The organism is Peribacillus simplex, assembly GCF_001578185.1.
Classification (GTDB): Bacteria; Bacillota; Bacilli; order Bacillales; family DSM-1321; genus Peribacillus; species Peribacillus simplex_A.
Map to the genome: position 1 here is coordinate 163,289 of NZ_CP011008.1, position 16,350 is coordinate 179,638.

General features: G+C 40.0%; 14 protein-coding genes, 9 tRNA genes and 1 rRNA gene. 20 read left to right on the top strand and 4 right to left on the bottom strand.

The annotated features are described in order from the left end of the window. The first annotated feature begins 30 nt into the window (after positions 1 to 30). From rrf to rocF, 11 genes are all read left to right on the top strand, one after another. A 5S ribosomal RNA gene (gene rrf, locus UP17_RS00905) occupies positions 31 to 146 on the top strand. Between the two features lie 45 nt (positions 147 to 191). Next, positions 192 to 266 (top strand) — tRNA-Asn (locus UP17_RS00910). Positions 267 to 269: 3 nt separating this feature from the next. Then, a tRNA-Thr gene (locus tag UP17_RS00915) sits at positions 270 to 342 on the top strand. Between the two features lie 35 nt (positions 343 to 377). Continuing rightward, positions 378 to 452, top strand: a tRNA-Glu gene (locus tag UP17_RS00920). 18 nt (positions 453 to 470) lie between these two features. Next, a tRNA-Val gene (locus UP17_RS00925) sits at positions 471 to 546 on the top strand. 14 nt (positions 547 to 560) lie between these two features. Then, positions 561 to 636, top strand: a tRNA-Thr gene (locus UP17_RS00930). 18 nt (positions 637 to 654) lie between these two features. Beyond that, positions 655 to 738: transfer RNA gene (locus tag UP17_RS00935), tRNA-Tyr, on the top strand. A 104-nt stretch (positions 739 to 842) separates the two neighbouring features. Beyond that, positions 843 to 917: transfer RNA gene (locus tag UP17_RS00940), tRNA-Gln, on the top strand. A 3-nt stretch (positions 918 to 920) separates the two neighbouring features. Next, a tRNA-Gly gene (locus tag UP17_RS00945) sits at positions 921 to 992 on the top strand. Positions 993 to 1,011: 19 nt separating this feature from the next. Continuing rightward, positions 1,012 to 1,087 (top strand) — tRNA-Ala (locus UP17_RS00950). A gap of 208 nt (positions 1,088 to 1,295) precedes the next feature. Further along, positions 1,296 to 2,198 carry an arginase gene (gene rocF / locus UP17_RS00955; protein ID WP_061440406.1) on the top strand — a complete coding sequence of 301 codons (903 nt, stop codon included), beginning with the start codon at positions 1,296 to 1,298 and terminating at the stop codon, positions 2,196 to 2,198. 137 nt (positions 2,199 to 2,335) lie between these two features. Here rocF and UP17_RS00960 read toward each other — a convergent pair whose 3' ends face one another. Continuing rightward, positions 2,336 to 2,521, bottom strand: a complete 186-nt coding sequence (locus UP17_RS00960) for an aspartyl-phosphate phosphatase Spo0E family protein (protein WP_061440407.1) — start codon at positions 2,519 to 2,521, stop codon at positions 2,336 to 2,338. Positions 2,522 to 2,693: 172 nt separating this feature from the next. Here UP17_RS00960 and sigW point away from each other — a divergent pair, with 172 nt between their 5' ends. The 9 genes from sigW (at position 2,694) to UP17_RS01005 (ending at position 12,452) form a co-directional block, all read left to right on the top strand. Continuing rightward, complete coding sequence (gene sigW, locus UP17_RS00965) at positions 2,694 to 3,257, top strand: RNA polymerase sigma factor SigW (protein ID WP_061440408.1); 564 nt, start codon at positions 2,694 to 2,696, stop codon at positions 3,255 to 3,257. A gap of 16 nt (positions 3,258 to 3,273) precedes the next feature. After that, positions 3,274 to 3,897 carry an anti-sigma factor family protein gene (locus UP17_RS00970; protein ID WP_061440409.1) on the top strand — a complete coding sequence of 208 codons (624 nt, stop codon included), beginning with the start codon at positions 3,274 to 3,276 and terminating at the stop codon, positions 3,895 to 3,897. A gap of 219 nt (positions 3,898 to 4,116) precedes the next feature. After that, a complete protein-coding gene (gene cdaA, locus UP17_RS00975; protein WP_061440410.1) occupies positions 4,117 to 4,941 on the top strand; it encodes a diadenylate cyclase CdaA in 825 nt (274 codons plus the stop codon). Further along, positions 4,934 to 6,286 carry a CdaR family protein gene (locus UP17_RS00980; protein WP_061440411.1) on the top strand — a complete coding sequence of 451 codons (1,353 nt, stop codon included), beginning with the start codon at positions 4,934 to 4,936 and terminating at the stop codon, positions 6,284 to 6,286. Before cdaA ends, UP17_RS00980 begins: the two co-directional genes overlap by 8 nt. A gap of 53 nt (positions 6,287 to 6,339) precedes the next feature. Continuing rightward, positions 6,340 to 7,689: a phosphoglucosamine mutase gene (gene glmM / locus UP17_RS00985; RefSeq protein ID WP_061440412.1), complete on the top strand. Its 1,350-nt coding sequence runs from the start codon at positions 6,340 to 6,342 to the stop codon at positions 7,687 to 7,689. Between the two features lie 460 nt (positions 7,690 to 8,149). After that, on the top strand, positions 8,150 to 9,952 hold the full coding sequence (gene glmS, locus UP17_RS00990) for a glutamine--fructose-6-phosphate transaminase (isomerizing) (RefSeq protein ID WP_061440413.1): 1,803 nt from the start codon (positions 8,150 to 8,152) through the stop codon (positions 9,950 to 9,952). A 284-nt stretch (positions 9,953 to 10,236) separates the two neighbouring features. After that, complete coding sequence (locus UP17_RS00995; RefSeq protein ID WP_061440414.1) at positions 10,237 to 10,608, top strand: iron chaperone; 372 nt, start codon at positions 10,237 to 10,239, stop codon at positions 10,606 to 10,608. Positions 10,609 to 10,965: 357 nt separating this feature from the next. Then, a complete protein-coding gene (locus UP17_RS01000; RefSeq protein WP_061440415.1) occupies positions 10,966 to 11,514 on the top strand; it encodes a hypothetical protein in 549 nt (182 codons plus the stop codon). A 77-nt stretch (positions 11,515 to 11,591) separates the two neighbouring features. Beyond that, positions 11,592 to 12,452, top strand: a complete 861-nt coding sequence (locus tag UP17_RS01005; RefSeq protein WP_061440416.1) for a CPBP family intramembrane glutamic endopeptidase — start codon at positions 11,592 to 11,594, stop codon at positions 12,450 to 12,452. Between the two features lie 330 nt (positions 12,453 to 12,782). Here UP17_RS01005 and UP17_RS01010 read toward each other — a convergent pair whose 3' ends face one another. The 3 genes from UP17_RS01010 to UP17_RS01020 are packed head-to-tail and all read right to left on the bottom strand — an operon-like array spanning position 12,783 to position 16,257. Then, the gene (locus UP17_RS01010; protein ID WP_061440417.1) at positions 12,783 to 13,817 is read right to left on the bottom strand and encodes a sensor histidine kinase; all 1,035 of its coding nucleotides are present in this window, start codon (positions 13,815 to 13,817) and stop codon (positions 12,783 to 12,785) included. Next, positions 13,814 to 14,488, bottom strand: a complete 675-nt coding sequence (locus UP17_RS01015) for a response regulator transcription factor (protein ID WP_061440418.1) — start codon at positions 14,486 to 14,488, stop codon at positions 13,814 to 13,816. The genes UP17_RS01010 and UP17_RS01015 overlap by 4 nt, the downstream gene beginning before the upstream one ends. Positions 14,489 to 14,511: 23 nt before the next feature. Beyond that, positions 14,512 to 16,257 carry an ABC transporter ATP-binding protein gene (locus UP17_RS01020; protein WP_061440419.1) on the bottom strand — a complete coding sequence of 582 codons (1,746 nt, stop codon included), beginning with the start codon at positions 16,255 to 16,257 and terminating at the stop codon, positions 14,512 to 14,514. Positions 16,258 to 16,350: the final 93 nt, after the last annotated feature.

Sequence of the window (16,350 nt, forward strand, 5' to 3'; positions counted from 1 at the left end):
GGAATGAAAATTCTTCAAAAATGAATATAGTCTGGCAATGATGGCGAAGAGGTCACACCCGTTCCCATTCCGAACACGGAAGTTAAGTTCTTCAGCGCCGATGGTAGTTGGGGGTTTCCCCCTGTGAGAGTAGGACGTTGCCAGGCTATTCATTTAAATCTTTAAATGGGTTTTAGGAAACATTATATTATTCCGCAGTAGCTCAGTGGTAGAGCATTCGGCTGTTAACCGAACGGTCGTAGGTTCGAGTCCTACCTGCGGAGCCATATGCTTCCATAGCTCAGTAGGTAGAGCACTTCCATGGTAAGGAAGAGGTCAGCGGTTCGAATCCGCTTGGGAGCTTCCCAATCTATCTATGAACAGAAAATAAATAGTCCGGCCCGTTGGTCAAGCGGTTAAGACACCGCCCTTTCACGGCGGTAACACGGGTTCGAATCCCGTACGGGTCACCATTCTTAATTCATTAATCCGGAGGATTAGCTCAGCTGGGAGAGCATCTGCCTTACAAGCAGAGGGTCGGCGGTTCGATCCCGTCATCCTCCACCATTTTAACCTTATTTGCCGGTGTAGCTCAACTGGTAGAGCAACTGACTTGTAATCAGTAGGTTGGGGGTTCAAGTCCTCTTGCCGGCACCATTTACAACCATATATTGCGGAGGGGTAGCGAAGTGGCTAAACGCGGCGGACTGTAAATCCGCTCCTTCGGGTTCGGCAGTTCGAATCTGCCCCCCTCCACCATTTTAATAAAATCCTGTGGATCAGTTATATATTCTCTTTAATAGGGAAATATATGATTACCACCTTTTTATTTTGTTGAATATTAATTATTACATATCATATATTGGGCTATAGCCAAGCGGTAAGGCAACGGATTTTGATTCCGTCATGCGAAGGTTCGATCCCTTCTAGCCCAGCCATTTGCGGAAGTAGTTCAGTGGTAGAATACAACCTTGCCAAGGTTGGGGTCGCGGGTTCGAATCCCGTCTTCCGCTTAATTATTTTAAACCCTTAGGGGCCTTAGCTCAGCTGGGAGAGCGCCTGCCTTGCACGCAGGAGGTCAGCGGTTCGATCCCGCTAGGCTCCACCATCAACTACATACACCAAAATTTACGTCTTAAGCCAAAATGGTTTAAGACTTTTTTTTGTTTATACGCATTGTTGGGGTAACCAACCCCTAGAAGCTTTTTTTATAGAAAAAGTATGAGATAGGAAAGAGTGGTGCATCTTTATAAATGTAAATGTTTAGTTGAACCACTTGTCATATACGATGTAAAATGGTGGAAAGGGGGAGTTGTATGTCTATTCAGAAAATATCCGTCATTGGATTGCCTATGGACCTTGGCCAAGCAAGGCGAGGGGTGGATATGGGACCTAGTGCCATTCGCTGCGCAGGGATTTTCGAGCGTCTTGAACAGTTAAATATCGAAGTAGAGGATTTAGGAGATATCATTGTAGGACGACCTGGAAATGCAAATAAGCCTGGGACAAATCTGAAAAACTTACCGCTTGTTGCAAAGGGGAACGCCCTGTTAGCTACAAGAGTTGATGAAATAATAGAAGGCGGTTCTTTTCCACTTGTATTGGGTGGGGACCATTCAATTGCTATAGGAACACTGGCAGGAGTTGCAAAGCACTATGAAAATGTAGGTGTGATTTGGTATGACGCACATGGGGATTTAAATACGGAAGATACTTCGCCATCAGGAAATATCCATGGTATGCCGCTTGCTGTCAGTATTGGGCTTGGACATCCCGATCTAATCAATATCCATGGTTCCGCTCCAAAAGTGAAACCAGAAAACATTGTAATCATTGGGGCAAGGTCATTGGATGAAGGGGAAAAAGAACTTATACGTGATAAAGGGATTAAAGTATTTACGATGCATGAAATAGATCGCATGGGAATGACAAGGGTCATGGAAGAGTGCATAGATTATTTAAGGGAAAGAACGGATGGTGTCCACCTTTCATTGGATTTGGATGGAGTTGACCCAGCAGATGCACCTGGAGTGGGGACACCGGTGATTGGTGGCATAAGTTATCGGGAAAGTCATTTGGCCATGGAAATGCTCGCGGAATCCAACTTGATAACATCAGCTGAATTCGTTGAAGTCAACCCCATTTTAGATGAGCGAAATAAAACTGCGATCGTTGCTGTGGCTCTAATGGGTTCGTTATTTGGAGAAAAGTTATTATAACTGAAAAAATAAAAGAAACAGTAACTGGCTTGTAATGGGTTACTGTTTTTTATATGCTAGAAGACGTAGGCTTATTATCCAGGGTGTATATAACGGAACATATCCATAAATAGATGGTTGCAATCACATATCCATATTCACTTAAGAGCACGTTGGTCTGGGAGACCTCCATTTTTAGTTAAATGGATGTATTGGTTGATTAAAGAATCCAGTTTGCTGCTAACTTCAACTACTTCATTATCAACCATCGAAGAACGGGAAGCCAAAATCATCATTTTCTGTCTGTATTGTTCAATATGGTCTAAAATTTGTTCAGCAGTCATGTAGAGATTCACTCCCTTGAATTTCACAATATCTTACTATATAGCCCTGTTTTTTTTTTCTTAAACATAAAATGTAAAACTTTGTTAAAATTAATGTAATAAATTTTTGAAACCTTTTAGCTTACGATTCGTAATAATCGTATAGCCGCATGAGCGGGGGTAAAACCGGAAAATGGATGTACTCATTAAAGAGAGAATTAATCAAGTATTAAAGGGAGATCATAATGCATTTGGGGAAATTGTCGAAATTTACAAGGACAAAGTTTTCCAGATATGTTTCAGGATGCTCGGAAACAGGCAAGAAGCAGAAGATTTGGCACAAGAGGCCTTTGTAAGGGCCTTCGTGAATATTCGCAGTTTCAATATACAAATGAAATTTTCGACATGGTTATACCGGATTGCGACTAACCTTTGTATTGACCGTCTTCGCAAGAAAAAACCGGATTACTATCTAGATGCAGAGGTGGCAGGAACAGAAGGATTGAATATGTATTCCCATGTTGCATCAGATATGGCGAAACCCGAGGAAGAGGTTGAATCTTTAGAACTACAGGAAACCATTCAAGTTGAAATAATGAAATTACCCGAGAAATACCGATCGGTAATCGTATTGAAGTATATTGAAGAGTTATCTTTAAAGGAAATCAGTGAAATACTCAATTTGCCAGTCGGTACGGTTAAGACGAGAATACATCGTGGTCGGGAAGCCTTGCGTAAACAACTACGCCATTTATAAAAAGAAGGTGAGAAAAATGAACTGCCATGAGGAAATCATTGAATATATGCATGATTATTTAGATGAGGACATCAAACCTGAGCACAAAGAAGTATTACGGGAGCACTTGCATAATTGTGCTGAATGCCGGGATTACTTTCATGAAATGAAAAAGGCGGTCGCGCTTGTACAAAGCACTTCACATATTAAGGCCCCGGAGGACTTTACAGCAAAGGTTATGGCTCAATTGCCAAAGGAAACGAAAACAACGGGCGCCAAACGTTGGTTCAAAAGCCATCCCTTCATGACAGCGGCAGCGATGTTCATCTTATTGATGACAGGATCTATTTTTTCCACTTATAATCAGGACGAACATTTTTCAGTGTCAAAGCAGCCTAACTTAGTGGTCGAAGGTGAAACGGTGATTGTGCCTGCAGGTAAGACAATCAAGGGAAATGTGGTAGTTCAAAATGGTAACATTCAAATAGATGGTGAAGTAGAAGGAGATGTTACAGTCATAAATGGACATAAATATATGTCTAAGGCAGGGAATGTGACTGGGAGCATCAATGTTATTGACCAAGCTTTTGAGTGGATGTGGTATAAAGTAAAGGACACTGCAACCTCGTTGGTTCCTGCTAAAGAGGAAAAAAAGGAATAAGGTATATAAGCTGGGAGAAGGCATCGTTTTCATATATACGGTGACTTCGCTCAGCTTTATTTTTTAAAGGGAAAGGAACCATTTTGCATGATTCGTCCTTACCATGTAAATTTCTCACACTAGTTTTTAGATGTATCATTTAAAAAATGGTATACTATTAAGGTTATTACACAACGATTGTAATTGGTATTTGGAGTAATACTGACTGGAGGAAACAACATGTCTTTATCCAATTTGACTGTTTGGGACTATGTAGTAAATTTCATTGATATTCTCCTTGTATGGTTTGTGATATATAAATTGTTAACTATTATTCGAGGCACGAAGGCTATTCAGCTGCTAAAAGGAATTTTTGTAATTGTCATTGTAAAAAGCTTAAGCAACCTGTTTGGTTTCAATACACTTGGATGGTTAATGGCACAAGTCATGAATTGGGGAGTATTGGCGATTCTTGTCATTTTTCAACCTGAACTGAGAAGGGCACTTGAACAATTAGGACGCGGGAAGCTCTTTGCAAGGGGCACCGTTCCAGAAGAGAACCAGCAAGAGCGTTTAGTCGAAGAAATTCTAAAGGCGTCCACTTATATGGCGAAAAGGCGGATTGGAGCCTTGATTACGATAGAAAAAGGTACGGAGCTTGGGGATTATGTTGAAACGGGGATTCCTCTAAGATCCTATATTTCTTCAGAACTGCTCATTAATATCTTTATCCCCAATACGCCGCTCCATGATGGCGCAGTTATTTTACAAAATAACCAGGTTGCGGCCGCAGCTTGCTACCTGCCATTATCAGAAAGTCCATTCATATCAAAAGAACTTGGCACGCGGCATAGGGCAGCCATCGGCATGAGTGAAGTTACGGATAGTCTTACCATTGTTGTTTCAGAAGAAACGGGAGGGATATCCGTCACTAAAAACGGGGAGCTTTACCGGGATTTGAATCAAGAATCATTTAGGGCCATGCTTACTAGTGAACTGGTAGTGGAGAACATCAAATCAACTTCCTCAGGCATCTGGAACTGGAGGGGGAAAAAGAATGGATAAATACACCAATAGCGCTTGGTTTATGAGAATCGTAGCTTTTGCCTTGGCAGCACTTTTGTTCATTTCCATTAACTTTGAGATGGAGTCGGATAAAAAATCCCTTGGTTTATCGACCGCCCCTGAAATCAGTACGGAGACCATCGAAAATGTACCGGTTGAAGTGTACTATGACCGTGAGAATCTAGTGGTGAGCGGAGTACCTGAAACGGTGGATGTTACTCTAAAGGGAGCAAAAAGTCTATTGATAAATGCGAAAAACCAAAGGGACTTTAAAGTTTATGTGGACCTTTCGGATCCTGAAATCTCAATGGGGAACAGAACTGTCACATTTAAAATAAGTGATTTGAATGAAAGGTTAGTGGCGACGATCGATCCTGAATATGCAGAAGTCAATGTTCAGGAACGGGTGACGAAGGAATTCCCCGTTGAAGCCGAGTATAACAACTCTTTACTTGAAGAGGGATATACCGCTGACCAGCCAACAGTTAGCCCGAAAACTGTCAAAATAACGGGTGCTAAAGATACGATTGACCAAATTTCCTATGTAAAGGCAAACCTTGAAATAAGTAAGGGACTTAACGAAACGGTGAACGGAAAGGCAACCGTTAAAGCCCTTGACCGGGACTTGAATAAGTTGGACGTGACGATCGAGCCCGCTTCAGTTGCCGTTTCCTTAAAAGTGAGCATTCCTTCCAAGACGGTGTCGATAACCCCGAAGCAAACTGGGAAGGCAAAGGATGGCATCAGGATCAAGAGTATAAGTGTCGATCCAAATGAGGTCACCTTATTCGGGTCTGAAACGAGCCTGGGGAAAATAAGTGAAGTAAATCTTCCTGTAAATATCTCGAAAATTGACGGTGATACAGACATGGAACTCGATCTTACTAAACCCGAAAGTGTACAAAAAATGTCCTTGGGTAAAGCAAAGGTCAAGATTCGCACAGAGAAAGTGGATGTGGATGCGGATGAAGCGAATGTAGATCCAGTTGAAGAAGAGAAAAAACCGGAAACTGAACAAAAACAAGAAGAAAAGGTAGTCGATAAAGATGAACCGGCTGCCATTGAGTCTAAAACATTCAGCAATATAAAAATAGTGCCTGTGGGCATGAAGGATGACCAAGACGCCGAATTGGAAACCGATGTAACAAGCATCACCTTGCTTGGTGAAGCGGATGACCTGAAGAAAATAACTAAAGATGACATTAATCTTACAGTAGATGTAAGTAATTTAGATGAAGGTACGCATGATGTAGAACTGGTGGTAAACGCGCCTGAGGGAGTGACCTGGGAACTGGACTCTAAAACGGCTTCGGTCACCATTACTCAAAAAGACGAAGAGACATGACCTTCCTTTAACATCATTTAATTCAGTAACGATTCGAAGAAGGAGCGATAAAGATGGGTAAATATTTTGGAACAGACGGAGTTAGGGGTATAGCGAATAGCGAATTAACACCGGAGTTGGCATTTAAACTAGGCCGTTTAGGTGGCTACGTTCTTACTAGGAATACAGAAAAACCCAAAGTGCTGATAGGGCGCGATACACGTATTTCTGGTGAAATGCTGGAAGGTGCACTTGTTGCCGGTCTATTATCCATTGGGGCTGAAGTGATGCGCCTGGGTGTAATTTCGACACCGGGAGTTGCATATTTAACAAAGGCTTTAAGTGCTGAAGCAGGTGTCATGATTTCAGCTTCGCATAATCCGGTAGCGGATAATGGCATTAAGTTCTTTGGACCGGATGGGTTTAAGCTATCCGATGATCAAGAAGCGGAAATTGAAACACTGTTAGATTTGGAAAAGGATGAACTTCCGCGCCCGGTTGGCGGAAATTTGGGCCATTTGAACGATTATTTCGAAGGAGGGCAAAAGTATCTCCAGTATTTGAAACAATCAGTGGATGAAGACTTTACAGGCATTCATGTTGCGCTTGATTGCGCACATGGGGCGACATCGGCCTTGGCCATGCATTTGTTTGCCGATCTTGATGCAGACATCTCTACAATGGGGGCATCGCCTAATGGATTGAACATTAATGACAAGGTAGGTTCCACACACCCTGAAGCACTTGCTGAATTCTTAAAAGAAAAAGGTGCTGATGTTGGACTTGCTTTCGATGGTGACGGAGACCGCGTCATTGCCATAGATGAAAAAGGAAATATAGTGGACGGCGACCAGATCATGTATATATGTGCAAAATACTTGAAAGAAAATAACCGTCTGAAACAGGGAACAGTAGTTTCTACGATCATGAGCAACCTTGGTTTTTATAAAGGTCTTGAAGAGCATGGTATACAAAGTGCCCAAACGGCAGTGGGGGATCGCTATGTGGTGGAAGAGATGCGAAAAGGCGGCTATAACCTTGGCGGCGAACAATCCGGACATATCATTTTTCTGGACTATAACACGACAGGAGATGGCTTATTGACGGGCTTACAGCTTGTGAACATCATGAGTGACACCCAAAAAACCTTATCGGAGCTAGCTGGCGAGATGAAGAAATATCCACAAACACTCATCAATGTCAGAGTTACCGATAAGCACGGTGTAACTGATAATGAAAAGGTACAGGAAGTCATTAAGGCAGTCGAAGGGGAAATGGCCGGAAACGGTCGTATTTTGGTGAGACCATCCGGTACGGAACCGCTAGTCCGTGTTATGGCTGAAGCACCGACTGCTGAGGAATGCACTAATTATGTAGATCGCATCGTCTCAGTTGTAAGAACGGAAATGGGAATAAACGAATAATAACCGTATGCATAAAAGGAACGAAATTTCCTTTTATGCATATTTTTATAAAGAAGTTCTTTAGGTCTTGGTAATAAAGAATTGACCTATGTCCCTTGTTTAAGGTATGATTATCCTGATTTACAACTCATTTTCTGAAAATGGTTGTTTCAAAAAAGGAGGGTAGGCAAGGAGAAACTGATTTACAAAAGCGCCTGAACTAAGTCTGGTCGAAAAAGGCTTAGTTGACGAGGAGGAGGTTTATCGAATGATCGGCGGATACCTCCCGGCTGAAGTGCACAGCCGCAGTAATTCCAATCTTAAAACAGTAGGGCAACTTACTGCACAAAGGGTTGGAAATGCACAAAGGGAAAAAGTGCTTTAAGGCATTTCCTTTATAAAAAATATATATCAGAGATGAGGGGGCAGGGATGCCCCCGTGCATTCCTGTTCCCTCGAATCGGTTGGAGGAACAGAAATTATGTGTGGAATTGTTGGATATATTGGACTTAACGATGCAAAGGAAATTTTATTAAAAGGTCTTGAAAAACTTGAATACCGCGGTTATGACTCTTCAGGGATTGCTGTGAGAAATGAAGCAGGCGTGACAATCTTTAAGGAAAAGGGAAGAATTGCGGACTTACGCGGAGCCGTGGATGAAAATACTATGGCACATACTGGAATAGGACATACACGCTGGGCCACCCATGGTGTGCCAAGCCGTGAAAATGCCCATCCTCACCAAAGTAATTCAGGTCGATTGACTTTAGTTCATAATGGGGTCATTGAAAACTATGCGATTCTAAAACGTGAATATTTGAAGGATGTTTCCTTTAAAAGTGAAACGGATACGGAAGTCATCGTTCAACTCATAGAGAAGTTCGTAAACGAGGGCATGGAAGTGGAAGAGGCGTTCCGTCAAACACTCACTCTTTTGGAGGGGTCATATGCCATTGCCCTATTGGATGCTGAAAATGATGAAACCATCTTAGTCGCAAAAAATAAAAGCCCGCTGCTAATCGGTGTCGGAAAAGACTTTAACGTTGTCGCTTCGGATGCAATGGCCATGTTGCAAGTCACAGATCAATTCCTTGAACTGATGGATAAGGAAATGGTTATCGTGACAAATGAAAAGGTAACGATCAAGAACCTTTCCAACGAAGAAGTTATGCGTGCTCCATACACTGCTGAACTGGATGCAAGTGATATTGAAAAAGGTACGTATCCGCACTATATGCTCAAAGAAGTCGACGAGCAGCCAGCTGTCATACGTAAAATCATTCAAGCATACCAAAATGAAGAAGGTAAACTTACAATCGATTATAGCATTACTGAAGCCGTAAGTGAGGCTGACCGTATTTATATCATCGCTTGCGGAACTAGCTATCATGCAGGGTTGATTGGTAAGCAATTCATCGAAAAAATGACGGAAATACCGGTTGAGGTCCATGTGGCATCGGAATTCACTTACAATATGCCGTTATTATCGAAAAAACCGCTATTCATCTTCATTTCACAAAGTGGTGAAACTGCAGATAGCCGTGCCGTGTTAGTGTCCATCAAAGCGCTTGGTCATAAAGCCTTGACCATCACGAACGTACCTGGCTCTACATTGTCACGTGAAGCGGATTATACGCTCTTGCTGCATGCTGGTCCTGAAATTGCCGTTGCCTCAACAAAGGCCTACACAGCTCAAGTGGCGGTCTTGGCCATATTAGCAAATGTAACTGGCCAATTCCGTAACATGGAGTATGATTTCGACCTTGTAAAAGAGCTTGGAATCGTTGCGACGGCAATGGAAGCCCTATGTGATTCGAAAGAAGAGATGGAAGTCATTGCCCGTGAATATTTGTCCGTTACAAGAAATGCCTTCTTCATTGGCCGTTCCCTTGACTACTATGTTGTTCTTGAAGGGGCGCTTAAGCTGAAGGAAATTTCATATATTCAGGCGGAAGGCTTTGCTGGCGGCGAGCTTAAACACGGAACGATCGCCTTGATTGAAGAAGGTACACCTGTCATAGCCCTTGCTACGCAAGCGGGTGTCAACCTAAGCATCCGTGGTAATGTAAAAGAAGTGGTTGCCCGAGGCGCCAACCCTTGCATCATTTCCATGAAGGGGCTTGAAGAAGAGGATGACCGTTTCGTCATCCCGGAAGTAAATGAACTATTAACACCCCTTATCTCTGTTATCCCGCTGCAGCTCATTGCTTACTACGCAGCCTTGCACCGCGAATGTGACGTGGATAAACCGCGTAATCTTGCGAAAAGTGTAACGGTTGAGTAAGTTTGAATGAATGCAATGTAGATTATAAAAAGTTGCGAAGCTTTACCCCTTTGGCTATGATTAGCCAAAGGGGTATTTTTATGTTTAAAACAACGAGAACCTCTCAAGTTGACAAGTGGATTAGAAGACCGAGGTAATAAGAATCGGTGTGCAGTGTAATGCAATCTATCAAATCCATCAGTAGGTAGTCATAGCATCCATTAGAGCAATGTTAATGATCTTCCTATGGTGCATTGTTGAAAATGAAGTCTTCATAAAAATTTTTTTATTTAGGAGAGAATAGCATGGAAGTCTTTACAGAATTTTTAGCGAATATTGATAACCCGCAACATAGGGAACGAACGGAAGAAGTCCTGGCTTGGGTAACTAAGAAATTTCCAAATCTAATGCCAAAGATTGCGTGGAATCAGCCTATGTTTACCGATCATGACACATATATTATTGGCTTTAGCGTAGCCAAACATCATTTGGCTGTTGCCCCTGAAAAGGCAGGGATCGATCACTTCTCTGATGAAATCGTGCAGGCTGGCTATGATCATACCAAGCAGTTAGTACGTATCAAGTGGGACAGTCCGGTTGATTACTCATTACTTGAGAAAATGATCGAGTATAATATTTTTGATAAGGCAGACTGTTCAACTTTTTGGCGGAAATAAATAAAAATCGGAGGGTGGGTTGAATCTCTATTAAAGTGTCCATAATTCGGGCTTCTGTCAATATTAGAAGTGAAACGATGTGGTCCTGAGGTTATAAGCAAGCTCTCCATATATGCCGCCTGAACTAGCTCCATAGGCAAAAAGGCAGATTCTCCATCCTTAATGACCTTTACCTTTACGGTTGCGACTCCATAAATGGTTTAAGTTCAAAAAAAGCACAGGGAGTTCCAAATTTGGAACTCCTTGTGCTTTTGTTTTTTGATAAAATCGAGAGAACAAATATTACAACCAAACTACTTAAGATATTAAATCAAAAATCATAAGGGGTATCCAAGGAAAAAATATTGGGGTGAAGAAATGAGGAAGTTATTATACCTTTTTATATTAATAATTCCTCTATTTTGGTTTGGATTTAATCCAATATCAACTTTTGCAAGTTCTCCAACTGAATTAAAAGAGGAAAGCCAATCAGGTGAGTTTCTGACAGAATATACAACCCTATCAGGCTCTGATGTACTTTTAGGTCAAGAAATACCTATACTTGTAGATGAAAAAACAGGAGAAATCACGAATAATAGAATTGGTATATCTCCAGTGTGTGCTACTTGTAATCGGTATACTTGGAAAACAGCCACAGATAAACGACAATCAAGTGTCTTTCACAAAAAAGTGACTGATACTACAAACTGGAGTCTTAACCTTACCTTCAAGGTGGAGATAGCAGGTAAATTAGTTATTTCTGGTGGCGGAGAAAAGGTATATTCGGCAACGAAAAAATGGAACCAATACAAAGAAACATGGAAATTGACTGGCACTCTAAAAACATATAGTCCAACTGGTAATTTGATAAAAACAGAGCAAAGAAATACAACGTACATTAAATATAAAAAAGTGGCAATAAAATAAGTTGAAAAAAGTGCAAATACAAACTCTTATTCTAAAAAATGACTTCTTTGAAATTATTGTATAGCAAAGGGGTAAGAATGGATACTGATATTAAGCAAACACATCGCTTTATATTATATATAACAATACTAATTATGATTATTTTTCCTTTTGCCCAACTTACATTACAAGAACTTTTTTTGCAAATAAACAAACAATTATTTTTCTTTATAAGTAAACTGGTTATTATCTATATTCTTTTTCTTTTCTTAAAAAAGAAAAAAATAACCTTATCGAGCATTAGGCTTAATAAGGTACATATAAAATATATTCTTCTTGGTATGTTAATGGGTAGTATAGCTCACATGCTGACTGTGTTTTTTGGTAGGACCCAACATTATCTACTAACGGGCGAATGGCTTACTGCTGAAAAAATTGTTTGTACACTTATGGAAAGTAGTAAAAACATAAGTTTTTACAGCATTATGATGATTGGCTTTTCAGTGGCGATTAGTGAAGAAATTCTTTTTAGGGGTATATTATTAAAACAATATCAGAGAATGGACATAAAATCGGCCATAATTTTAAGTGCTTTTATTTTTAGCATTTATCATATGACGGTAGGAAATTTTATTTTTGCATTTGTAATGGGTATTTCTCTTGCACTATTAACCATCTATACGGGGAGCATCGTCCCGGCTATCTTTTTTCACTTTTTGGTGAATGAAATAATGAGGATCATCATGCATTTCCCAGATAAGGTTACTGAAACTTATTTTAAGGTAATGGTATCTCCAATTACCACCATAACTGGTTTAATACTTTTTCTATCTATATTGACTTTCTTATTTGTAAAGGTAAGAAAGAATAACCATTTTCAAAGTGGAAAAGTTAAATTCTTTGATGGATATATTATTTTGTTGTTTTTGATGTATGTTATTTTCCTGACAATAACATAAATTTTAATCAAAGATAATACAGGTATTATAACGATTTCATTTAAGAGTAATGTCCATATTTAGCCACCAACAATTTTTCCGGCTTGTTAATCGTTGGGTATCAAATTCGCTTTTTGTACCCAACGTTTATAATATAAGTAATATTAATATGATTAAATTATCAATTCCTGTTTCAATCTTTTAAGGGAATTTCCGTAAAATTTCACACAATCGCCTGCTTTTAGTGGAAGCGTTGATATCACAATATAATCATCAACGAACGGGCAGTTTTTTTTAAAATAGCAGGAAGCATTAATGATTTAAAAAAGGTTTTTAACAATCACAAAACCCTCACGAAATAGGAAGCAGAATCGTAAAAGTAGTTCCCTTTTCGAGTTCACTTTCCACGGATATGGTCCCTTCATGCATCTCTATAATTCTTTTCACGATGGACAGACCTAAGCCGCTACCGCTTTTTGTACGTTCCCTTGCAAGGTCGGCTTTATAGAATCGCTCGAATATATGGAACTGGTCGGTTTCGGAAATGCCGATTCCATTGTCGGATATCGTTATGGATGCCAGGTCATCAATCTGTTGTAATCGAATCGTGATCTTTCCGCGATGGCGGGTGAATTTGATGCTATTGTGTATTAAATTTGTCCATACTTGGCTCATCAAATCCTGGTCTGCCACTATTGGAATCTTTTCCAAGGCTATGTCCAATTCGAATTCTTTTTCCAACCAAGCGGGTTCACAAGCCAAAATAATGGTCCGTATTTGCTGATCCAGCCGGAAATCTGTCCTTTCAAAAGGATGATGCTCGGATTCAAGGGATGTAAGCTTTAGAAGGTTATCACTTAATTTGGATAATCTCCTGCTCTCTGTCTCTATTATATGAAGATAATGATTTCGTTCTTCGATTGTCAGCTTATTAAATTGAAGTGCTTGGGCAAATCCTACAATGGAGGTAAGGGGCGACTGTATTTCATGTGAGACGTTAGAGATGAACTCCTGCCGCATTTCTTCCATTTGCTTCAATTGTTTGGCCATGTGATTGAAGTGGTTAATGATATTGGTCATTTCGTTTTTCTTTTCCATTTTAAAATCCAATTGTACATTATAATCGCCATTTGCTATTTTCCTTAAGGCATCTATGATCTCGAGGTAAATATTTACCCGTTTATTGTGATGGATAGCACGGATAAGATAACCGATGGATATCATCATTGCGATGCTTGTCATGATAGTGGCCAGAAACCGAACATAATCGGGTAACCTTAATGGCAATAGCTGAATGATATAGTAACCGGCCGAAAAGCAAATTGAAATAAACGTAAGAAAAAACAGTATGCCAAGTGTTTGTTTGAAAAATCGATCGCTTCTCATCTCGTTATCTCCAAACGGTAGCCCAATCCCCAAATCGTTTTAATCCGGAAGGGGAATTCCGATTCCGAAAACCGTTCTCTCACTCTTTTAATATGAACATCGACAGTTCGTTCATCACCTTCATAATCATAGCCCCAAATGTCTTCAATAAGATCTTCCCTGGAAAAAGTTTTTCCAGGATAGCTTGCTAATTTAAACAACAATTCGAATTCTTTTAATGGAATTGAATATTCCTGGTCTTTGAATGACATTTCATGTGTGTTGCGATTCATCTTTAATTCGCCAATATTTAATGTTTGTGAAATAGTGATTTTATACCGTTTTAATAATGCCTTTATTCTAAGAACCAATTCGATCGGTTCAAATGGCTTTACAAGATAATCATCTGCCCCAAGACCGAATCCTTTTACTTTTTGTGTGGTTTCCCCTTTTGCAGTAAGCATTAAAATGGGGATATCACTAAATTCTCTTAACTCTTTGCATAATTGCCATCCATCCATATTAGGCATCATAATATCGATGACTGCCAAATCTATTTTCACTTTCTCCATTAATTTCAATGCTTCAAATCCATCTGAGGCTTCATATAAATCAAATCCTTCTTTTCTTAACAAGAGTTGTAAAAGTTCGCGAATATGGGCATCATCATCTACAATTAATATTTTTGTCATCCTTCTTCTTTCCTTTCGGTGAATTAGGCCAGTTCAAGTTTGTTTAACTGCTGTTGGGCAAATTCACGATATAAGGAGTGCGTATTATATAGCTCTTTATGTGTTCCGCTGCCTGTTATTTCCCCTTTTTCCAGGAAGATGATTTGATCTGAACCAATAACGGTCGATAGGCGGTGAGCAATTACTATTGTTGTTCTGCCTTTCATTAAATCATTCAATGCCTGTTGAACAACATTTTCTGATTTGCTGTCTAGGCTTGAGGTGGCTTCATCAAGCATTAATATTTTTGGGTTTCTTAAAAATGCTCGAGCGATTGCAATTCTTTGCCTTTGACCGCCTGATAATTTCATGCCCCTTTCACCAACCTCTGTATCAAACCCGTTGGGAAGCTCAGAAATAAACTGATCTGCATACGCCATTTTAGCTACTTGATTTAATTCCTCATCTGTTATATCCCGATACATTCCATAACAAATATTATCTCGAATTGTGCCTGATACAATTGGACTTTCTTGTGAAACATACCCAATCTTGCTTCTCCATGAAAGCAGTGTGAAATCATTTATGGATTTCCCGCCTATGGAAATGGAGCCTTGCTGTGGTTTGTAGAAACGCTCGAATAATGAGAAAAGGGTGGTTTTTCCGCTTCCGCTTGGGCCGACAATTGCAGTGACCTTACCTGCTTCAACGTTAAAGCTTATATCTTTAAGTACCTGTTCTCCATTATTATAACTATAGTTCAGGTGATCCACGCTGATTGATTGATTTATATTTTGAACTTGCTGCTCCGAATCTTCTTCCTCTGCTGAATCTAAAATGGAAATGATGCGCTCTGTGGCACCCGTAGCTTTTTGGAATTGTGTAAAGAAACTGGCTAATTGAGCCATTGGCATGATTATTTGGAAAAGATACATAATGAATGCAACTAAAGCTCCAGCTGTCAGGGCTCCTGAAGAGACACGCATTCCTCCATAACCTAAAATCAGTACGAGTAAGGCCATCATGACAAAACTCATTAGCGGCGCAATCAAGGCTTGGATTTTTGCTTCTTTTAATCCAAATTGAAATAATTTGTTGATTCCTTTTTTTCCATTTTGATATTCCAAGGCTTCTGCATTCGATGCTTTAACAAGACGGATTTCCGTTAGCACCTGCTGAAGGACTGCGGTGAAGCTTGCTGTTTCGTCCTGCATCCCTTTTGAAATTTTATGCATTTTTTTCCCTAGTGGCATTAATATCAAAACAGAGAGTGGGATGGCAATGAACATCAACAATGTCATTTTCCAATCCAGGACGAATAAAACGATCATGGAGCCAACGATGGAAATGATGCCTGTAACGAAATTAGAGAGGTGTTCAGAGATTAATCCCTTCACTACAGTTGTATCATTTGTCATTCGGCTGACCGTTTCACCCGATGGATGCTCATCAAAATAACTCACGGGTAATACGAGTAATTTTTTCCATAGTTGATCGCGGATACCCGCCACTACAGATTGACCGATTCGATTTAATAAATAGATGGAAAATCCACTGGCCAATGCTTGAACAATGATGGCAAGAACGAGAAGTGTGATTCTTTCAGTGCTTAGTGAACTGATTGAAAAATCATTAATTAGATTTTTTGTGAATAAAGGGACTAATAAACCTACACCTGTTGTACCTAGGCTTAATGCTAATGCAATCCCTATCATTAGTTTAGAAGGCTTCGTTTGATGAACTAACCGAATGAACTGGCGCCATCCTTTTTGTTTTTTCTCTTCTGACATATGTTAATACATCCTTTCTTGATCATTATTACAGGGCAAGTATATAAAGAAGTTATGAATTGAATATGAACTCCTAAGTATTTTTCTATTTAG